Origin of the sequence: Metabacillus sp. KUDC1714 (assembly GCF_014217835.1) — a bacterium.
In the GTDB taxonomy this organism is placed as follows: domain Bacteria; phylum Bacillota; class Bacilli; order Bacillales; family Bacillaceae; genus Metabacillus; species Metabacillus rhizosphaerae.
In genome coordinates this window covers 4,305,215-4,320,725 of record NZ_CP055263.1, presented here as the reverse complement: position 1 = coordinate 4,320,725, position 15,511 = coordinate 4,305,215, and the positions used below count along the sequence as shown (strand labels likewise).

General features: G+C 34.2%; 16 protein-coding genes. All 16 read right to left on the bottom strand.

The features are described from left to right. Positions 1–5 precede the first annotated feature (5 nt). The 16 genes from HUW50_RS19885 to HUW50_RS19810 all read right to left on the bottom strand — a co-directional run bounded on the left by HUW50_RS19885 (position 6) and on the right by HUW50_RS19810 (position 15,507). Entirely contained in the window at positions 6–872 is an 867-nt protein-coding gene (locus HUW50_RS19885) for a MinD/ParA family protein (protein WP_185653139.1), read from the bottom strand. Positions 873–878: 6 nt separating this feature from the next. After that, positions 879–2,039, bottom strand: a complete 1,161-nt coding sequence (gene flhF / locus HUW50_RS19880; RefSeq protein WP_185653138.1) for a flagellar biosynthesis GTPase FlhF — start codon at positions 2,037–2,039, stop codon at positions 879–881. Continuing rightward, positions 2,036–4,072 (bottom strand): flagellar biosynthesis protein FlhA, encoded by a 2,037-nt coding sequence (flhA, locus tag HUW50_RS19875; RefSeq protein ID WP_066337713.1) that lies wholly within the window; start codon positions 4,070–4,072, stop codon positions 2,036–2,038. Before flhA ends, flhF begins: the two co-directional genes overlap by 4 nt. Before the next feature lie 98 nt (positions 4,073–4,170). Further along, positions 4,171–5,250 carry a flagellar biosynthesis protein FlhB gene (gene flhB / locus HUW50_RS19870; RefSeq protein ID WP_066337715.1) on the bottom strand — a complete coding sequence of 360 codons (1,080 nt, stop codon included), beginning with the start codon at positions 5,248–5,250 and terminating at the stop codon, positions 4,171–4,173. Beyond that, the gene (fliR, locus tag HUW50_RS19865) at positions 5,237–6,028 is read right to left on the bottom strand and encodes a flagellar biosynthetic protein FliR (protein ID WP_066337717.1); all 792 of its coding nucleotides are present in this window, start codon (positions 6,026–6,028) and stop codon (positions 5,237–5,239) included. The genes flhB and fliR overlap by 14 nt, the downstream gene beginning before the upstream one ends. A gap of 2 nt (positions 6,029–6,030) precedes the next feature. Next, on the bottom strand, positions 6,031–6,300 hold the full coding sequence (fliQ, locus tag HUW50_RS19860; protein ID WP_066337719.1) for a flagellar biosynthesis protein FliQ: 270 nt from the start codon (positions 6,298–6,300) through the stop codon (positions 6,031–6,033). Between the two features lie 15 nt (positions 6,301–6,315). Beyond that, on the bottom strand, positions 6,316–6,981 hold the full coding sequence (gene fliP / locus HUW50_RS19855) for a flagellar type III secretion system pore protein FliP (RefSeq protein WP_066337721.1): 666 nt from the start codon (positions 6,979–6,981) through the stop codon (positions 6,316–6,318). Further along, entirely contained in the window at positions 6,974–7,654 is a 681-nt protein-coding gene (locus HUW50_RS19850; protein WP_185653137.1) for a flagellar biosynthetic protein FliO, read from the bottom strand. The genes fliP and HUW50_RS19850 overlap by 8 nt, the downstream gene beginning before the upstream one ends. A gap of 13 nt (positions 7,655–7,667) precedes the next feature. Further along, positions 7,668–8,030 carry a chemotaxis protein CheY gene (locus HUW50_RS19845; RefSeq protein ID WP_066337729.1) on the bottom strand — a complete coding sequence of 121 codons (363 nt, stop codon included), beginning with the start codon at positions 8,028–8,030 and terminating at the stop codon, positions 7,668–7,670. 27 nt (positions 8,031–8,057) lie between these two features. Continuing rightward, the gene (gene fliY, locus HUW50_RS19840) at positions 8,058–9,293 is read right to left on the bottom strand and encodes a flagellar motor switch phosphatase FliY (protein ID WP_185653136.1); all 1,236 of its coding nucleotides are present in this window, start codon (positions 9,291–9,293) and stop codon (positions 8,058–8,060) included. Next, positions 9,283–10,281 (bottom strand): flagellar motor switch protein FliM, encoded by a 999-nt coding sequence (gene fliM, locus HUW50_RS19835; protein WP_066337735.1) that lies wholly within the window; start codon positions 10,279–10,281, stop codon positions 9,283–9,285. Before fliM ends, fliY begins: the two co-directional genes overlap by 11 nt. Before the next feature lie 32 nt (positions 10,282–10,313). Next, positions 10,314–10,739 (bottom strand): flagellar basal body-associated protein FliL, encoded by a 426-nt coding sequence (gene fliL, locus HUW50_RS19830; protein ID WP_185653135.1) that lies wholly within the window; start codon positions 10,737–10,739, stop codon positions 10,314–10,316. Continuing rightward, positions 10,732–10,953, bottom strand: a complete 222-nt coding sequence (locus HUW50_RS19825) for a flagellar FlbD family protein (RefSeq protein WP_066337739.1) — start codon at positions 10,951–10,953, stop codon at positions 10,732–10,734. Before HUW50_RS19825 ends, fliL begins: the two co-directional genes overlap by 8 nt. 55 nt (positions 10,954–11,008) lie before the next feature. After that, positions 11,009–12,508 carry a flagellar hook-basal body complex protein gene (locus tag HUW50_RS19820; RefSeq protein WP_066337743.1) on the bottom strand — a complete coding sequence of 500 codons (1,500 nt, stop codon included), beginning with the start codon at positions 12,506–12,508 and terminating at the stop codon, positions 11,009–11,011. Between the two features lie 125 nt (positions 12,509–12,633). Beyond that, a complete protein-coding gene (gene flgD, locus HUW50_RS19815; RefSeq protein ID WP_396652649.1) occupies positions 12,634–13,056 on the bottom strand; it encodes a flagellar hook assembly protein FlgD in 423 nt (140 codons plus the stop codon). A gap of 12 nt (positions 13,057–13,068) precedes the next feature. Beyond that, on the bottom strand, positions 13,069–15,507 hold the full coding sequence (locus HUW50_RS19810) for a flagellar hook-length control protein FliK (RefSeq protein WP_185653134.1): 2,439 nt from the start codon (positions 15,505–15,507) through the stop codon (positions 13,069–13,071). Positions 15,508–15,511: the final 4 nt, after the last annotated feature.

Sequence of the window (15,511 nt, the reverse complement as noted above, 5' to 3'; positions counted from 1 at the left end):
CAAGTTTACCTGCCTTTCATGAAGAAATATTTTAATTTTGCAATAAAAGGTTTAGCATCTTTTTCATCAATTGATGATGACTGTCTATATATAAAGTCGTTAGCAATTTTGAATATAGCTTTACTTGCATGGCAATTTGGCTGATACATTAAGAATGGTTTTTGATCAATAACTGCTTTCATGATGGTTGAATCATCAGGAATAGTACCTAACAGTGTGGCTTCGCGTTTTAAAAACTGTTTCATTGTTTGTGCTAATCTATTAAAGGTAGAATCGCCAATTTTACGATTATATGCACGATTAACAACGATTGAAAATGGCATCGTTTCATGATTTACACAAATATGCTTTATAGCAGCATAAGCATCAGTCATTGACGTTGGTTCTGGCGTTGTAATAACGATTATTTCATCAACACAGAGTATGAACCTTAAACTGTCTTCGGAAATCCCAGCTCCCATATCAAAAATAACAAAATCATATGCATTAAATAAACGCTCAAGCTCTTGAATAAAACGTTGAAATTTCTCTTCACTTAGTCTAAAAATTGTACCTAAACCAGTTCCACCTGAAATATAATCAAGATTATTTGGACCTGTTGATATAATGTCAGATAGTGAAACATTTTTATTAAAAAAGTCAACGATTGTAAGTCTAGAGCTTTCACCAACAAGAATATCAATATTCCCCATGCCAATATCTAAATCAAATAATAAAACTCTTTTTTGAGCTTTTTGTAAGGCTAAAGAGAAATTCAAGGAAAAGTTAGATTTTCCAACTCCACCTTTACCACTCATAACCGCGATTGATTTCGCTTGCATTCTCAATGTCTTTAATTGCTCTCTTAAGCTTTTTGCTTGATCATTCTCCATATCACTCTACCTCAATATCTGTTCGACTATACGTTCTCTTGTTGCTACTTCGATATCATCGGGGACAGTTTGACCATGTGTAGTATAGGCAATACCTTTATTCGTTTTTACCATGACCTCAAACAATGATCCTCTGGTCGAAGTTTCATCGAGCTTTGTGAAAATAAGCCTATTAATTGGAAGGACTGAAAATTGCTCATATACCGCAATCATGTCTGATGGTTTAGCCGTTGCAGCTAACACGAGAAAGGTTTCCATCTCATCATTAAAATCAATAATGGTTTGAAGATCTTTCACATACTGGGATTCCAAGAAATTCCTACCAGCAGTATCGATAAAAATAAAATCATATTTATCAAGTTTTGTTTTTGCTTCTTTAAAATCATTAACACTATAACAAACTTCAATTGGAACGTTTAAAATTTTTGCATAAGTTTTTAACTGGTCAATAGCTGCTATTCTATATGTATCTGTCGTGATAAAAGCGACCTTTTTCTTTTTCTGTAATACACAATGTGCAGCAAGCTTTGCGAGAGTTGTTGTTTTCCCAACACCAGTTGGTCCAATTACATTAATATATTTCTTTTGATAGGACATCCCACCAAATTCAAGCTCCTTTAACTCATTAAGGAAGATTTCTGTTTCTTTTTCTCTTAATTGTGCAATGGTCAAGCTTCCATTACCAAGATACCAATAATTTAAAAGCTCTGACATAACCTGACCTCGAATTGATGAATTTATCTCTTGTTTTGTCAATTGTTTTAAGATTACTTTCAGTGGCTCTGGATAAAAGTCACTTCTTTCATTAGTAGAGATTGAATTTAGTAAGCCTTTTAATTCCTTTAATTCTTTTAAAACACCCTGATTATTGTCGACATTAATTGATGTAGAAACGTGTTCATTGTGCATTCCAGTTTTATTTTGTGATTTAGGAAAAGCGTTGTTTTTATCTTGTGTATTAGTTCGCGTTTCTCCCATTTTTTTTCGGTCTGTTTCTTCTGGGTCTATGGCTGCAATCACTTCAATCTGTTTCTTTGCAAAGAGCCCTAAAAATCCACCTGTATTACTGACTTTCGAATTTAAAATAACAGCCTCATTTCCCATCTCAGAACGAATTTTTTTCATTGCTTCTTGCATTGAAGGTGCAATAAATTTCTTTACCTTCATTCGACATTCACCACCCCAACACTCTGTACTTCGACATTTGCCTCTAATTCATTATAGGATAAAATAGGCACCTGAGGAAAATACCGATCTGTGAGTTGTCTAACATACATTCTTACTGCAGGTGAACATAATAGTATTGGTGTTTGCTGCTGAAGCGAAAGCATTTCTATCTCTTTAGCTATTGCCTCAATAATCGATTGAGAAACGTCAGGACTTAATGATAAGTAATTTCCATGTTCTGTTTGTTGTACACCATCGGCAATTATTTTCTCAATTTTTCCTGACAAGGTAACTACCTTTAATTGTTGATCTTGATCTGTATATTGACTAGTAATTTGTTTTGCAAGAGCCTGTCTTACATACTCACCTAATAGCTCTGTATCAGAAGTCATCTTCCCAAAATCGGCAATTGTTTCAAAAATAATTGGTAGATTCCTAATAGAAACCTTTTCTCTTAAAAGCTTTGCAAGTACTTTTTGAATATCGCCTATTCCTAGTGGTGTCGGCGTTACTTCTTCTACTAATATTGGATAGGTTTCTTTTAAATGATCAACCAATTGTTTTGTTTCTTGTCTTCCGAGCAATTCATGTGCATGTTGTTTAATAACTTCAGTGATATGTGTTGAAACGACTGAAGGTGGATCAACAACCGTATAACCGTACATTTCAGCTGTATCCTTTATTTCTTCTGTAATCCATTTAGCAGGTAGCCCAAATGAAGGCTCGACAGTATCAATACCATCGATTGAATCATCCTCAATTCCTGGAGCCATCGCTAAATAATGATCAAGTAGAATCTCACCTTTAGCTACTTCATTTCCTTTTATTTTCAAACGGTATTCATTTGGTTGAAGCTGGATATTATCACGAATTCTAACAACCGGTAAAACAATTCCAAATTCGATTGCCAACTGCCTTCTTATCATTACAACACGATCGAGAAGGTCCCCACCTTGATTTGTATCTGCAAGCGGGATTAAGCCGTAACCAAATTCAAATTCAATCGGATCAATATTTAACAGATTTACAACACTTTCCGGACTTTTCATTTCATCCATTTCAATTTCCTGTTCAATTTCTTCTTCATCGGGAACTTGTGATTCTTTTGATCTTGAAATCATGTACCCTCCAAAACCTAGTAATCCAGCAATTGGTAAGGTTAGTAAAAGACCTATTGGTGTAAAAATACCTAATAATAGTATAGTCCCAGAAGCTACATAAAGCATTTTTGGATATGCAAACAATTGTGCTGTAATATCACTACCTAAGTTACCTTCTGATGCTGCTCTAGTTACAACGATTCCAGTAGCAGTTGAAATTAATAATGCAGGTATTTGGCTGACAATCCCATCTCCAACTGTCAGCATTGTGTAATGCGATGCTGCTTCACCAATCGCCATCCCTTTTTGCATCATGCCAATAATAATTCCAAATAGCATGTTGATCAAGACCATGATGATTCCAGCAATAGCATCCCCTTTTACAAATTTACTCGCACCATCCATCGCTCCATAGAAATCTGCTTCATTTGCAACTTTCTCTCGACGTTCTCTGGCTTGTTGCTCGGAGATCATACCAGCGTTTAAGTCTGCATCAATACTCATTTGCTTACCTGGCATTGCATCAAGGGTAAAACGCGCTGCAACTTCAGAGACACGCTCAGATCCTTTTGTTATTACAACAAATTGGATGACAATTAAAATAATAAAAACAACCATTCCTACAAGGATGTTTCCACCAGTTACAAAAGTACCAAATGTTTCGACAACCTTTCCCGCATCACCTTCAGCTAAAATAGCGCGAGTTGTTGAAACATTTAACCCTAAACGAAATAAGGTTAAGAGTAATATTAATGAAGGGAAGATGGAAAATTGTAATGGTTCGTTCATATTCATTGACGTAAGGATGACTAACAACGCAAGAGATATATTTATGATAATTAAAAAGCTTAACAACCAGCCTGGAAACGGGATGATAAGCATTGCTATGATTAAGATAACACTAAGTAATACAGATAAATCTCTTGCAGACATTTTTTTCTCTCCTTAAAACCAGTCAATTCTATCTTTAGCTTTCATGAATAATAAATATTTTATCCAATATAAACTTACACTAATTTAACGGTACTTTTTTACATTGATTTCGCTTGATAAACATAGGCTATGATTTCTGCGACAGCTTGGAAGAATTCCTCCGGTACAGCTTGGCCTATTTCAACTTGATCGTACAGTGCTCGTGCAAGAGGTCTATTTTCAACCATCATTATTTCATTCTCTTTCGCAATTGCTTTAATTTTTTGCGCGACAAGATCAACCCCCATCGCAACAACATATGGAGCATCCATTTTTGATTCGTCATATTTTAAAGCAATGGCATAATGTGTTGGATTCGTAATGACAACATCTGCAGTTGGTACATCCTGCATCATTCTTCGCATTGCCATTTCACGTTGCCTTTGCTTAATTTTCGATTTAATTAATGGGTCACCTTCTGATTTTTTATATTCATCCTTTATATCCTGCTTTGACATTTTAAGGTTTTTTTCATAATCATATCGCTGATAAAGATAATCCATTAACGCCAATAACAGCAGGGCTGCAGATGCAAATAAACCCATTTTCACAGTTAAGGAAGCAATAAATTGAAAAGATTGTTCCACAGTCATTTGCGATAGCCGTAAAACATTTTCCATATCGAACCATATAACAGCAAATGTAACTAATCCAACAAATGAGATTTTCAACAGTGACTTTAATAGCTCCACAATTGCACGCATTGAATAAATTCGTTTGAAGCCTTGAATGGGATCCAATTTATTTAATTTCATTTGAATAGCTTCTGTCGAAAATAAAAAACCAACTTGAAGGTAATTACCAAGTACACCTGCTACTAATGCGATTCCCATAATCGGAGCAAGAATCATTGCAGCTTGAAAAGCCATTGTTAAAAAAAAATCATACACGTTTTCATCTGTTAAATCTAAAAGTAAGTAATCTTGAAAAACACCTTTTATCATGAGTAAAATTCGGTCTCTCATAAAAGCGCCTATGAATAGAAACGATAAAAAAACAGTTAATAGTGATAATGCAGTATTTACATCCGCACTTTTAGCAACTTGACCTTTTTTTCTTGCATCCTGTTTTTTTCTAGGCGTAGCTTTTTCTGTTTTCTCTCCCGAAAAAAACTGTAAATCTAATTTAAGAAGGTTCATTGCCTACTCCTCCAAGCAATTCCATGAGTCCTCGCATTGTATATGTCATCGTTTCAAAAAGCTGTTGCATTAACAAAAATAATGCACCCATTACAAGAATAAGCATGATAAAGCTTACTCCAATCTTTAATGGCAATCCTACAACAAATATATTTAGTTGAGGAACCGTTCTTGCAACAATACCAAGTGCTATGTCAACTAAAAACAATGAGCCTACAACAGGAATCGACATTTGAAACGCAATGATAAACATGGAATTAAATGTTTGAACAATGAATTCAATAATATTTTCTTCACCCAATGGTAAAAAAAGTTGATCGATCGGAACAAACTGATAACTATAAAATACTCCATCTAATAATAGGTGATGAGCATTCAGACTAATCATAAGCAATAGTGACAATGTATAGAGAAATTGTCCTATAAGGGGACTTTGTGCACCAGTTTGTGGGTCAATAACATTTGCGATAGCAAAGCCCATTTGAAAATCAATAAAACTTCCTGCAATTTGAACAGCTGCAAGGATAAAGTAAGCACAAAAGCCAATGATTAGCCCGAAAAGTGCTTCCTTTAAAATAAGAATAAAATATTGGCTATCTATCTCAATTGCTGGTGGTTCTAAGGAAATGAACATAATATATGCTAAAAAAAAAGAAAAACCAATTTTATGTGTATTAGGGATATTTCGATAAGAAAATAGAGGTAAAGTAACAAAAAAAGCTGTTATCCTCATAAATACTAGAAGAAATGCTGGATAATTTTCAAGAATTATAACCATTTTTACCCCACAAACCTATTTAAATTACCGAATATATCTTGAGCATAGGAAACAAGTGTAGAAAGCATCCACGGACCAAAAAAAATTAATCCTAATAACACTGCAACAATTTTCGGAATAAACGCAAGTGTTTGTTCTTGAATTTGAGTAGTAGCTTGAAATATACTGACTACTAAACCAATTACAAGTGCTAATAATAATACAGGCCCACATATGATTAAAGTTGTATACACCGCTTTTTCTGCTAAAGAAATTACAAACTCTGAACTCATTCGTTCTCACCCATTCTAAAAACTTTGTAACAAAGACTTAATAATTAAATACCAACCATCTACTAACACAAATAATAAAATCTTAAATGGTAGAGAAATCATAACTGGCGGTAACATCATCATCCCCATGGACATGAGAATACTTGCAACGACCATATCAATGACTAAAAAAGGAATGAATATCATAAATCCTATTTGAAAAGCTGTTTTAATTTCACTTATCGCAAACGCAGGGACAAGAGCTGTTAATGGAATATCTTCGACCGATTCAGGACTTTCAATACCTGCATAATTCAGAAAAAGTGCTAGGTCTTTTTGTCTTGTGTGCTTACTCATAAATTCCTTAAACGGTAATGCTGCTCGCTCATATGCTTCTTCTAATTGAATTTCCTCATTAAAAAGAGGTGTTAAAGCTTGTTCATTCACTTCTGAAAAAGTCGGTGCCATGATGAAAAAGGTTAAGAATAAGGCAATGCCAATCAAAATTTGATTTGGTGGCATTTGTTGCGTTGCCAGAGATGTCCGAACAAACGACAGAACAATAATAATTCGTGTAAAACATGTCATTAAGATTAAAATACTCGGGGCAATTGACAAGACAGTTAATAATAGTAATAGTTTTACAGATGTACTGACACTTTCTGCATCACTATTATTAAAAAATTCCATAAATTCATTCATGCTTGTTTAAACCCTTTCTTTTAACATCCTCAAGCTGTTTCGTTCGCTCGTTCTTTACCTTTTCTAACTGGTCTTTAAATGAAGTTGAAAATGTTGTTTCCTTCTCTTTTACCCGATTTCTTTTTAATTTGTCATTAAGTATAGTTGTCACCTTTTGGATTAAATCCTTAGGTTCAACGATCTGTTCCTGCTTTCGCTCAAAATCCTCAATTAATTGATTTCTTTCTTGTTCATCGTCTATTTCTTTAAGTAATGAAATCGATTCACCCACACCTAACACGAATAAGCGATTTCCAACCTTGACCATTTGAATTGATTTACTTTGCCCTAGGCTTGTACCTCCTAGATTGACAATTGACTGACCTTGTTGAAACATCCGGTTGCGTTTGGTGACAAATTTTAACAAGAAGTAAACCAAAAAAAGAACAAATGCTAGGGCAAGAAACATTTTAATAAAATCAAAGGCTGAAACTGAGAGCGCATCCTCCTGAACAACCGGCTCTTCTTTATTTTTTTCAATCGAAGTGTTATCAGTAGGCCCGTTATTCTCATCTTTTATATTCTCATACACACTTTCATTTACTTTTTCCTCCGCAAGTGCACTTATCGACGCTTGCGGAGTAAAAATGATAAGTGCTACTAACATCAATAACCAATAGATTCTATGAAGCAATTTCACTCCACCTTTAGCTTAATGTTTTACCAATAGCCTCTAAAACACGGTCTGCTTGGAATGGTTTAACAATAAAGTCTTTTGCTCCTGCTTGGATCGCATCGATAACCATCGCTTGTTGTCCCATTGCAGAACACATAATAACTTTTGCATTAACATTAATTTCTTTAATAGCTTTTAAAGCTGCAATACCATCCATCTCAGGCATTGTAATATCCATAGTAACTAGGTCTGGTTGATGTTCTTTATATTTTTCAACAGCTTGAGCTCCATCTGCTGCTTCTGCAACAACTTCATACCCATTTTTCGTTAGTATGTCTTTAATCATCATTCTCATAAATGCTGCATCGTCTACAATCATAATTTTATGTGCCATATTGTTCTCCGCTCCTAATACGTTATATTATTTTAGTTTATTTAGCCGTTCAGTTTGGCTGATAATATCAGTTACACGAACTCCAAAATTTTCATCAATAACAACTACTTCCCCTTTAGCAACAATTTTACTGTTTACTAAAATATCAACAGGTTCACCAGCTAGCTTATCGAGTTCAATAATTGAGCCTGATGATAATTCCAAAATTTCTTTCACTGAACGCTTTGTCCTACCTAATTCTACCGTAACTTGTAGAGGAATATCGAGTAGCATATCTAAATTTTGAATTTCTTGCTGCTGATATTGCATTGGTTCAAAAGAAGTGAAATCTGCTGGTTTTACATTAACTGCTGGTTGTTGTGTCGATTGTGTATATTGTGGTTGTGGTGTATTGTACATTTGCTGACTAGGTTGTTCCATGTATTGATTTGGATGGTGCATTTGTTGTTGCATTTGCATTTGATTGTACTGAGCTTGAGCATATTGTACAGGTATATCATTCATAACAGGTGATGGCTGTTGAACCTCTTTAACTGCTTCAGCTGTAGCTGCAACCTCTTGTACTGGATTAATTAATTGCTCGATTAAATCCTTAGCAAAATATAATGGTAATAATTGCATGATGTTAGAGTCAATTAACATTCCAATTTTAAGTCTAAACGAAACTTGAACAAATAAATCTTCATCTGGAATTGCCTGAGATTCATCAGTATCGTTTGCAGCGAGCAGTTCTACTCTCGGTGGTGATATATCGACCTTCTTGTTAAAAATTGTAGACATTGATGTAGCAGCCGAACCCATCATTTGATTCATCGCTTCCTGAACTGCACTTACCTGAATTTCACCAAGCATTTCATCAGGATTTAGACCGTCTCCGCCAATCATTAAATCCGCAATGATTGCAGCATCACTTTGCTTAATCACTAATAAATTACTACCAGAAAAACCCTCAGTATAATTCACTTCGATTGCTACATACGGATGCTCGAATTGGTCACCTAACTTGCTTTTTTGAACAACTGAAACACTCGGTGTTGTAATTTCAACTTTTTGCTGAAGTAGTGTTGATAATGCAGTTGCAGAACTACCGAAAGAGATATTTCCAATTTCCCCTATCGCATCCTCTTCCATTGCATTAAAATAATCCTCAGTTTTTAATATAATTGCCCCTTCGTTCTTTACAGGTGTTTGATCATCTTCAGAACTATTTCCCTTTAATAGAGCATCTATTTCATCCTGAGATAACATACCGTCACTCACCATCTTCGTCACCTCTCAATAAGTGGTCAATAATCTGAACCGCTATTTTTTTGTTCAATTTCCCTGGTTGTGCCGTATACTTTGGCTTATCACCTATTTTAACCACCAATGGTTTGTCGATCGAACTATTTAATTGAATGACATCACCAATCTGTAAATGGAGAAAATCCTGAACAGATATTTCAGAAGCCCCTAGCTCTGCAGACACTATTAAATCAGCTAATTGTATTTGCCTCTTAAGAGCTTCTATTTCATTTGGTTTAGGCTCTTTTCTATCTGATTGCATCCAATAATGAGCTGAAAGTCTCGGAATGATCGGTTCAAGGACAACATGTGGAATACATAAATTGATCATTCCACTTGTTTCACCAACCTGAATGTTTAATGAAATCACGACAACTGTTTCATTTGGTGATACCATTTGTAAAAATTGAGGATTGACTTCAAATTCCGACATCATTGGCTCAATATCAATGACAGAATCCCATGCTTCTTGATAATTTTCTAATGATTTTTCAAAAATATTTGAAATGATTTTTGTTTCAATTTCTGTTAAATTTTCAATTTTATTAATTCCTGAGCCAAGCCCCCCCATAACCCGATCCATCATAGCGTATGCTATATTAGGATTAACTTCCATAAGGATACGACCAACAAGTGGCTGAACTTCAAAAACATTTAGCACAGTCATTTTAGGGATTGAGCGGATAAACTCCTCATAGGGTAATTGATCGACTGATCCAACTGTTATTTGAATATAAGTTCTTAATTGAGCTGAAAAATAAGTCGTTAACAATCTAGCAAAATTATCATGGATACGTGTTAAGCTTCTGATTTGATCCTTTGAAAAACGTAATGCTCTTTTAAAATCATATACTTTAACTTTTCTGGTGGATTCTTCCTTCTTTAATTCATCTGCATCCATCTCACCAGTGGAAATGGCTGAGAGTAAGGCGTCAATTTCACTTTGTGATAAAATATCTCCTGCCAAAGTTTTCACCTCCTAGGATTATATGTTTGAAACTACTGAAGGATATAGGAAGTGGTATAAACCTTATTGACCTTGCCCTTTTGCATTAATCCATTTGCTTTTTGTTTAACTGTTTCTTTTAGCTTGTTCATTCCTTCTTTTCCCTCAAGCTGATCTGCGGTCATATTTGCTAGTTCCGATATGATAATATCACGGATTTGAAACTCTCTTTGTTCCAATTCTTCTTTTGCCTTTTTAGAATCAGTTTCAATTTTAAATGACAGACGTACTATATTACCACTGGATAAATTTGTGGTGATTTCCGGGATATCCACGGATGCTTCCACTACCTCTTCAATTGAAGGTTCTTTATGCTCTTCATTACCTTGAAATTTCATAACGACAACAAGTGCTGTTACACCGATTAATGTAATAGAAACGATAATGACAAGCATAATACTTATAAGCTTCTTATTCATCGTCCAAGACCTCCGAGCCTTTTCTTAACGACAGAACATTTATATCTCTATAAAAAGAAGTTATTTTCTGAGAAACCTCTTGTTCTGGCTCTTTCACAACATATTTATGCCCATTTGTTAAAGTAATCGTTGTATCAGGAAATGATTCAATTACCTCAATAAATAATGCGTTTAGTGAAAATGGTTTTCCATTTAACCTTGTTAACTGAATCATAATATGTGAGGAAGACTTAGAAATGTGACATTAAATCCGCCTCATTCCCCCTTAATTAACGTTTTAAGCCCATTAATTCTTGTAAGATTTCATCTGAAGTAGTAATGATTTTCGTATTAGATTGGAAGCCACGCTGCGCAACAATCATTTCTGTGAATTCTTCAGAGAGATCAACGTTGGACATTTCAAGTGCACCAGCAATAATTGATGCTGCTCCATCTTTACCAGCTACTGTTAACTCTTCAAGTTGAATACCATTATTATCTTTGTCAATTGAACCTGAGTTAGCTGTTTGTTTAAATAAGTTTCCACCAATTTTTTCTAGACCACCTGAATTTGTGAACATAGCCACACGGATTTGGCCAGCAAGATTTAATTCTCCATTTTCATTTACAAATGTAACTGTACCATCTGGCCCAATACTAAAGCTTTGAGCATTTAAAGGAATTTGGATTAACCCAGCTTCACCACTTAGCTTATTTGTGAAAGTTGGATCTTGCAAACTTGATGCAACTTCCTCAAAGTTAACGACAGATTGACCTATTTTTTCTAAGTCGATCATGTAGTTGTTTAAATCAGCAATTGTGTCGTTTAAATTGGTTAACGTTGCATCTGGCACTGGATTATTAGCTCCAGGTGCTGTATATGTACCAGTTAATTGAGCAATCGTTGTATTAAATTCTTTTACGATTGTACCAACCGGTTGTGCTCCATTAAACGTAGTGACTCCACCATTTAAATTTCCAACATTGGTATTAAAAGCAGTAGCAACTGTGTTGAAATTAGTTTGTGCATTAGTATATTGAGCAATAATTGTATTTAAAGCACCATTTGCGCTTACCATAGCATTATATAAAGGGCCACCTGTACCAGTTTCATTTTTAGTGTAGTTACTATATGCATCACTATATTCTTGATAAGCATTCAACAGATCGTTTGCTTGCTTAGAAAGATCTTCGAGAGAGGTCGTCATATTGCTGTACGGTGTGCTGAAATTATTAATAGCATTAAGAGCATCTTGTGATTTTTGAATTGCTGGAGTTGAAGGAACAGTTTTCTCTCCTGCTTCACCAATCACATACATTCCTTCAGCTGATACTAAATAACCACGATCATCTAAATATAAATTGCCTGCTCTAGTATAATTCATATCAACAGCACCATCGATGGCACCAATTATTAAGTTATTACCAATTTGATTTCCTTGATCAATATTGATTTTACTTAAATCAGTCAAGGTCGCGACAGGTAAAAATCCATCTCCAGCTAAAGCTACGTCTAACGTTCTAGAGGTTGTCTGTGTAGAACCAGAAGTATGAATTGTATCAATTGAACTAATTTTTGATCCAAGCCCGATTTGTTGTGGGTTTGTTCCTGCTGAAGTTTGAGTTGCTGCAGATGCACCTGAAATTTGTTGGTTAACTAGGTCAGCAAATGTAACACGTGATTTCTTAAAACCATACGTATTAACGTTAGCAATGTTGTTCCCAATGACATCTAATTTCGTTTGAAAATTCTTCATTCCGCTTATTCCTGAATATAATGAACGTAACATTAATTATTCTCTCCCTTAATAATTATATTTAGTTGCTTTAGACATTCTAAAATGCAAGCCTTAGTAATGATTCATTATTGATCCCGTGGCTGAATAGTTATGTTCAATTGCAGTAAGTTAAATTGTTACTCAGCCTTACTAATTTTTGTAATAGAATCGTTTTTAATTTCTTCACCATTATCAAGCTCTAATATGATCCCTGTATCACTTTGTTTAATCGATTTAACAATGCCGTTACCAGTTTCTTCAGTGGCCTTCCATTCAACTTGTTTTCCAATCATTTCAGAATATTTTAAAATAGAGTCACTTTGTGTTTGGGTTTTTATGAACTTTTCTAACATAGTTGACATATTTGTTGTTTGTTCAAGTGTTGAGAATTGAGCCATCTGAGCGATAAATTCTTTATCTTCCATAGGATTAAGTGGATCTTGATTTTGTAACTGGGACATCAATATTTTTAAAAATTCATCCTTCCCAAGACTCGAATTACCTGTGCTAGTTGTACTAGGCTTATTTGAAATTAGTAAACTAGGATCTATTGAAGTCATCATTTATCCTCCTTACACAGTTGTATTTAATGCTTCTTTTAATGATTCTATAAAGCTTTGTTCAGTCTCAGGTTCTTCTTCACGCCTAGAATTCTCGAAATCTTTTTCATGTTTTTCTTCTTGTTCTTGATTTTGATCCTTATATGTTTTTACAACTTGTTCTGAAATCACTTCAAACCTTTCGATCTCTATTTGAATCGATGGTAAGGCTTGCTTTAATTGATGAATACTATGATCAAGTAGGTCCTTGGCAGACTCAGTTGATGTGATGATCCTTGCAACCATCTCACCATTTTTTTGTACAAGCCTAACAGTAAGCGATCCCAGGTGTTCAGGATCTAATTTGATTACTAAACGATTTGCTCCGTTTGGAAGTTGTGAAAATTTGCTTGTTTTAAACGCATTCACTAATTGATTTGTAAATTCCTGCCGCGTTGTGGCTTCAGACTTTTGGTTTTCTCCAGATAAAATAATTGGTTTAGCGGTAAGTTTGTCTAATTGAATTGTAAACGTTTCTTCTCGTACTTCAATCGTCTTTGCTACTTCTTGGGGTTGAAGTTGTGAAAAGGTTAAATCTATCGTTTGTAGTCTTGTAGTATCACTTCTACTTATCGATGGATTCATTCGCTCGGCCTGGACATTTATTTTACTATTTAACTCTTGAATATTACTTGACATTCCGTCAGTGATTTCTCTGAAGAATTTCCAGTCCTGTTTTGAGAGTTTGGTTATTAATCTATCGTATATAACAGGAATTTCTTCAAAAATAGTTCCTTTTTTTCCTATCTGTATATTATCGGAAAATAGTGTTTGAATACTTTTTTCAACTTTTGAGTATAATTCATTCATATCAATTGAAAACTGTGTTGATAATTCGATACCGTTCACAAAAGCTTGTACTCCCTTTATTAGCGGCGTAATTGGTCGAATCAATTCATTTGTAACATTGTCATGATCCTGTGTTCTATTAGAATGTATACTTGCTTGAATAATCGGTCTAGTTAAACCGATATTTGATTTTTGTAAATTGTCAATTTCAGATAAAACGGTGTTAATATCAACTGTGAATTTATTTGCTACTTGATCTGCAGTTGTAGCAATTGTGAGTATTTGATTAATTAATGGAGTGTTATGTTCAGTTTGTTTAATTTCATTTTGGGTAATAATTACTGGAATTTCTGGGTTAACCGGATTAACTGCATTCTCAGGATTTACTGCATTATTTGGATTAACTAGGCTAACCAGATTAACTGAATTATGGTCTATACTTTTACTGAGGGAATATTGATTTATCATACTAGTAATTTCTTTTTCTATATCATTAATATCAAGTCCAACTTGATCAGAGAGCAAATATAGACTTGATTGTACTAGTTGGAATACTTCCTCAATTGTTTTAATTGAATCTAATGGAACGATTTGATCAATAACTCTTTCATGTTGTGATTCTATATTTGAAGCCTGATTAATGCTTTCAGATGATAAATTCCACTTGTCTCTTTCAAGTTGTTTGTCTTCTTTGACAATCAATTCTTCAGAAAAAAACCTTATCTCTCCAAACCTATCATCATAATTAACTGATTGCTTTAACTGATTAGATGGAGTTTCCGCAGTAAAAAGATTTTCTACAGTTTTGTTAACGATCGATTTTACCGTTGTTAAATCTACTTGTTCAAAAATAGTACGTAAATTACGCTTAATCTCATCATCAGAGGGCACAGTTAAAATATCATTAATAATTTCTTTTTTTATCTGTGGTTCTTGTATTGGCATGATATTTATTTCGGTTAATTTATTATTTATCTCGATTAATTTATCAATGGTTTGTAACCTTGTTGAATCATCATCTGATGTCCACTTAATTAATAATATTTCTCCTTCGATTAAGGATTTGTCATTTTCATTCATCTGATCAATTGCTTGCGTCATGCTTAATAATGAAAAGGAATTAGCATTATGATAACTAGAATACTCTTGGTCTAATACATCATTTAACTTAGATAAGAATGGTGAAAAATCCACTTTTTCATCTTTAGGTAATTCTTCAATCGCTTTTACTAATGTTAGGACTCCCACTGCAGTTGGTGAAGGTATAACTTGCTCAATCAATTCTTTTACAGATTCAGCATCATTAAAATTACTTATTATTTGATTTTCAAGAAGTGACACAGTTGATGATTTAGTATCAATGGGATGGTCATTTTCGTGAAAGCTAGTATTTTTGCTTACATGATCAAGTGAACCCCCACCTATGATAGCCTTCAATTCATCAGTAATTTGTTGCAAGGAAACATCTTCAGTAGATGCTTTATTTTGACCAATATTAGGTAGTTGTTTTATTCCTTGATCACCAACTAAAAACTCACTAAACCTCGAACCACCTAAATTATGAATTGTTCTGAATGAACTTACATTTTGATTCATCATTTGTAATAGTGGAGCGATTTTCACTAGT

Coding starts and splice junctions, on each gene's coding strand:
- HUW50_RS19885 (WP_185653139.1), bottom strand. CDS start 872: ATGGAGAATGATCAAGCAAAAAGCTTAAGAGAGCAATTAAAGACATTG.
- flhF (WP_185653138.1), bottom strand. CDS start 2,039: ATGAAGGTAAAGAAATTTATTGCACCTTCAATGCAAGAAGCAATGAAA.
- flhA (WP_066337713.1), bottom strand. CDS start 4,072: ATGTCTGCAAGAGATTTATCTGTATTACTTAGTGTTATCTTAATCATA.
- flhB (WP_066337715.1), bottom strand. CDS start 5,250: ATGAACCTTCTTAAATTAGATTTACAGTTTTTTTCGGGAGAGAAAACA.
- fliR (WP_066337717.1), bottom strand. CDS start 6,028: ATGGTTATAATTCTTGAAAATTATCCAGCATTTCTTCTAGTATTTATG.
- fliQ (WP_066337719.1), bottom strand. CDS start 6,300: ATGAGTTCAGAGTTTGTAATTTCTTTAGCAGAAAAAGCGGTGTATACA.
- fliP (WP_066337721.1), bottom strand. CDS start 6,981: ATGAATGAATTTATGGAATTTTTTAATAATAGTGATGCAGAAAGTGTC.
- HUW50_RS19845 (WP_066337729.1), bottom strand. CDS start 8,030: ATGGCACATAAAATTATGATTGTAGACGATGCAGCATTTATGAGAATG.
- fliY (WP_185653136.1), bottom strand. CDS start 9,293: ATGGTGAGTGACGGTATGTTATCTCAGGATGAAATAGATGCTCTATTA.
- fliL (WP_185653135.1), bottom strand. CDS start 10,739: ATGAATAAGAAGCTTATAAGTATTATGCTTGTCATTATCGTTTCTATT.
- HUW50_RS19825 (WP_066337739.1), bottom strand. CDS start 10,953: ATGATTCAGTTAACAAGGTTAAATGGAAAACCATTTTCACTAAACGCA.
- HUW50_RS19820 (WP_066337743.1), bottom strand. CDS start 12,508: ATGTTACGTTCATTATATTCAGGAATAAGCGGAATGAAGAATTTTCAA.
- flgD (WP_396652649.1), bottom strand. CDS start 13,056: ATGACTTCAATAGATCCTAGTTTACTAATTTCAAATAAGCCTAGTACA.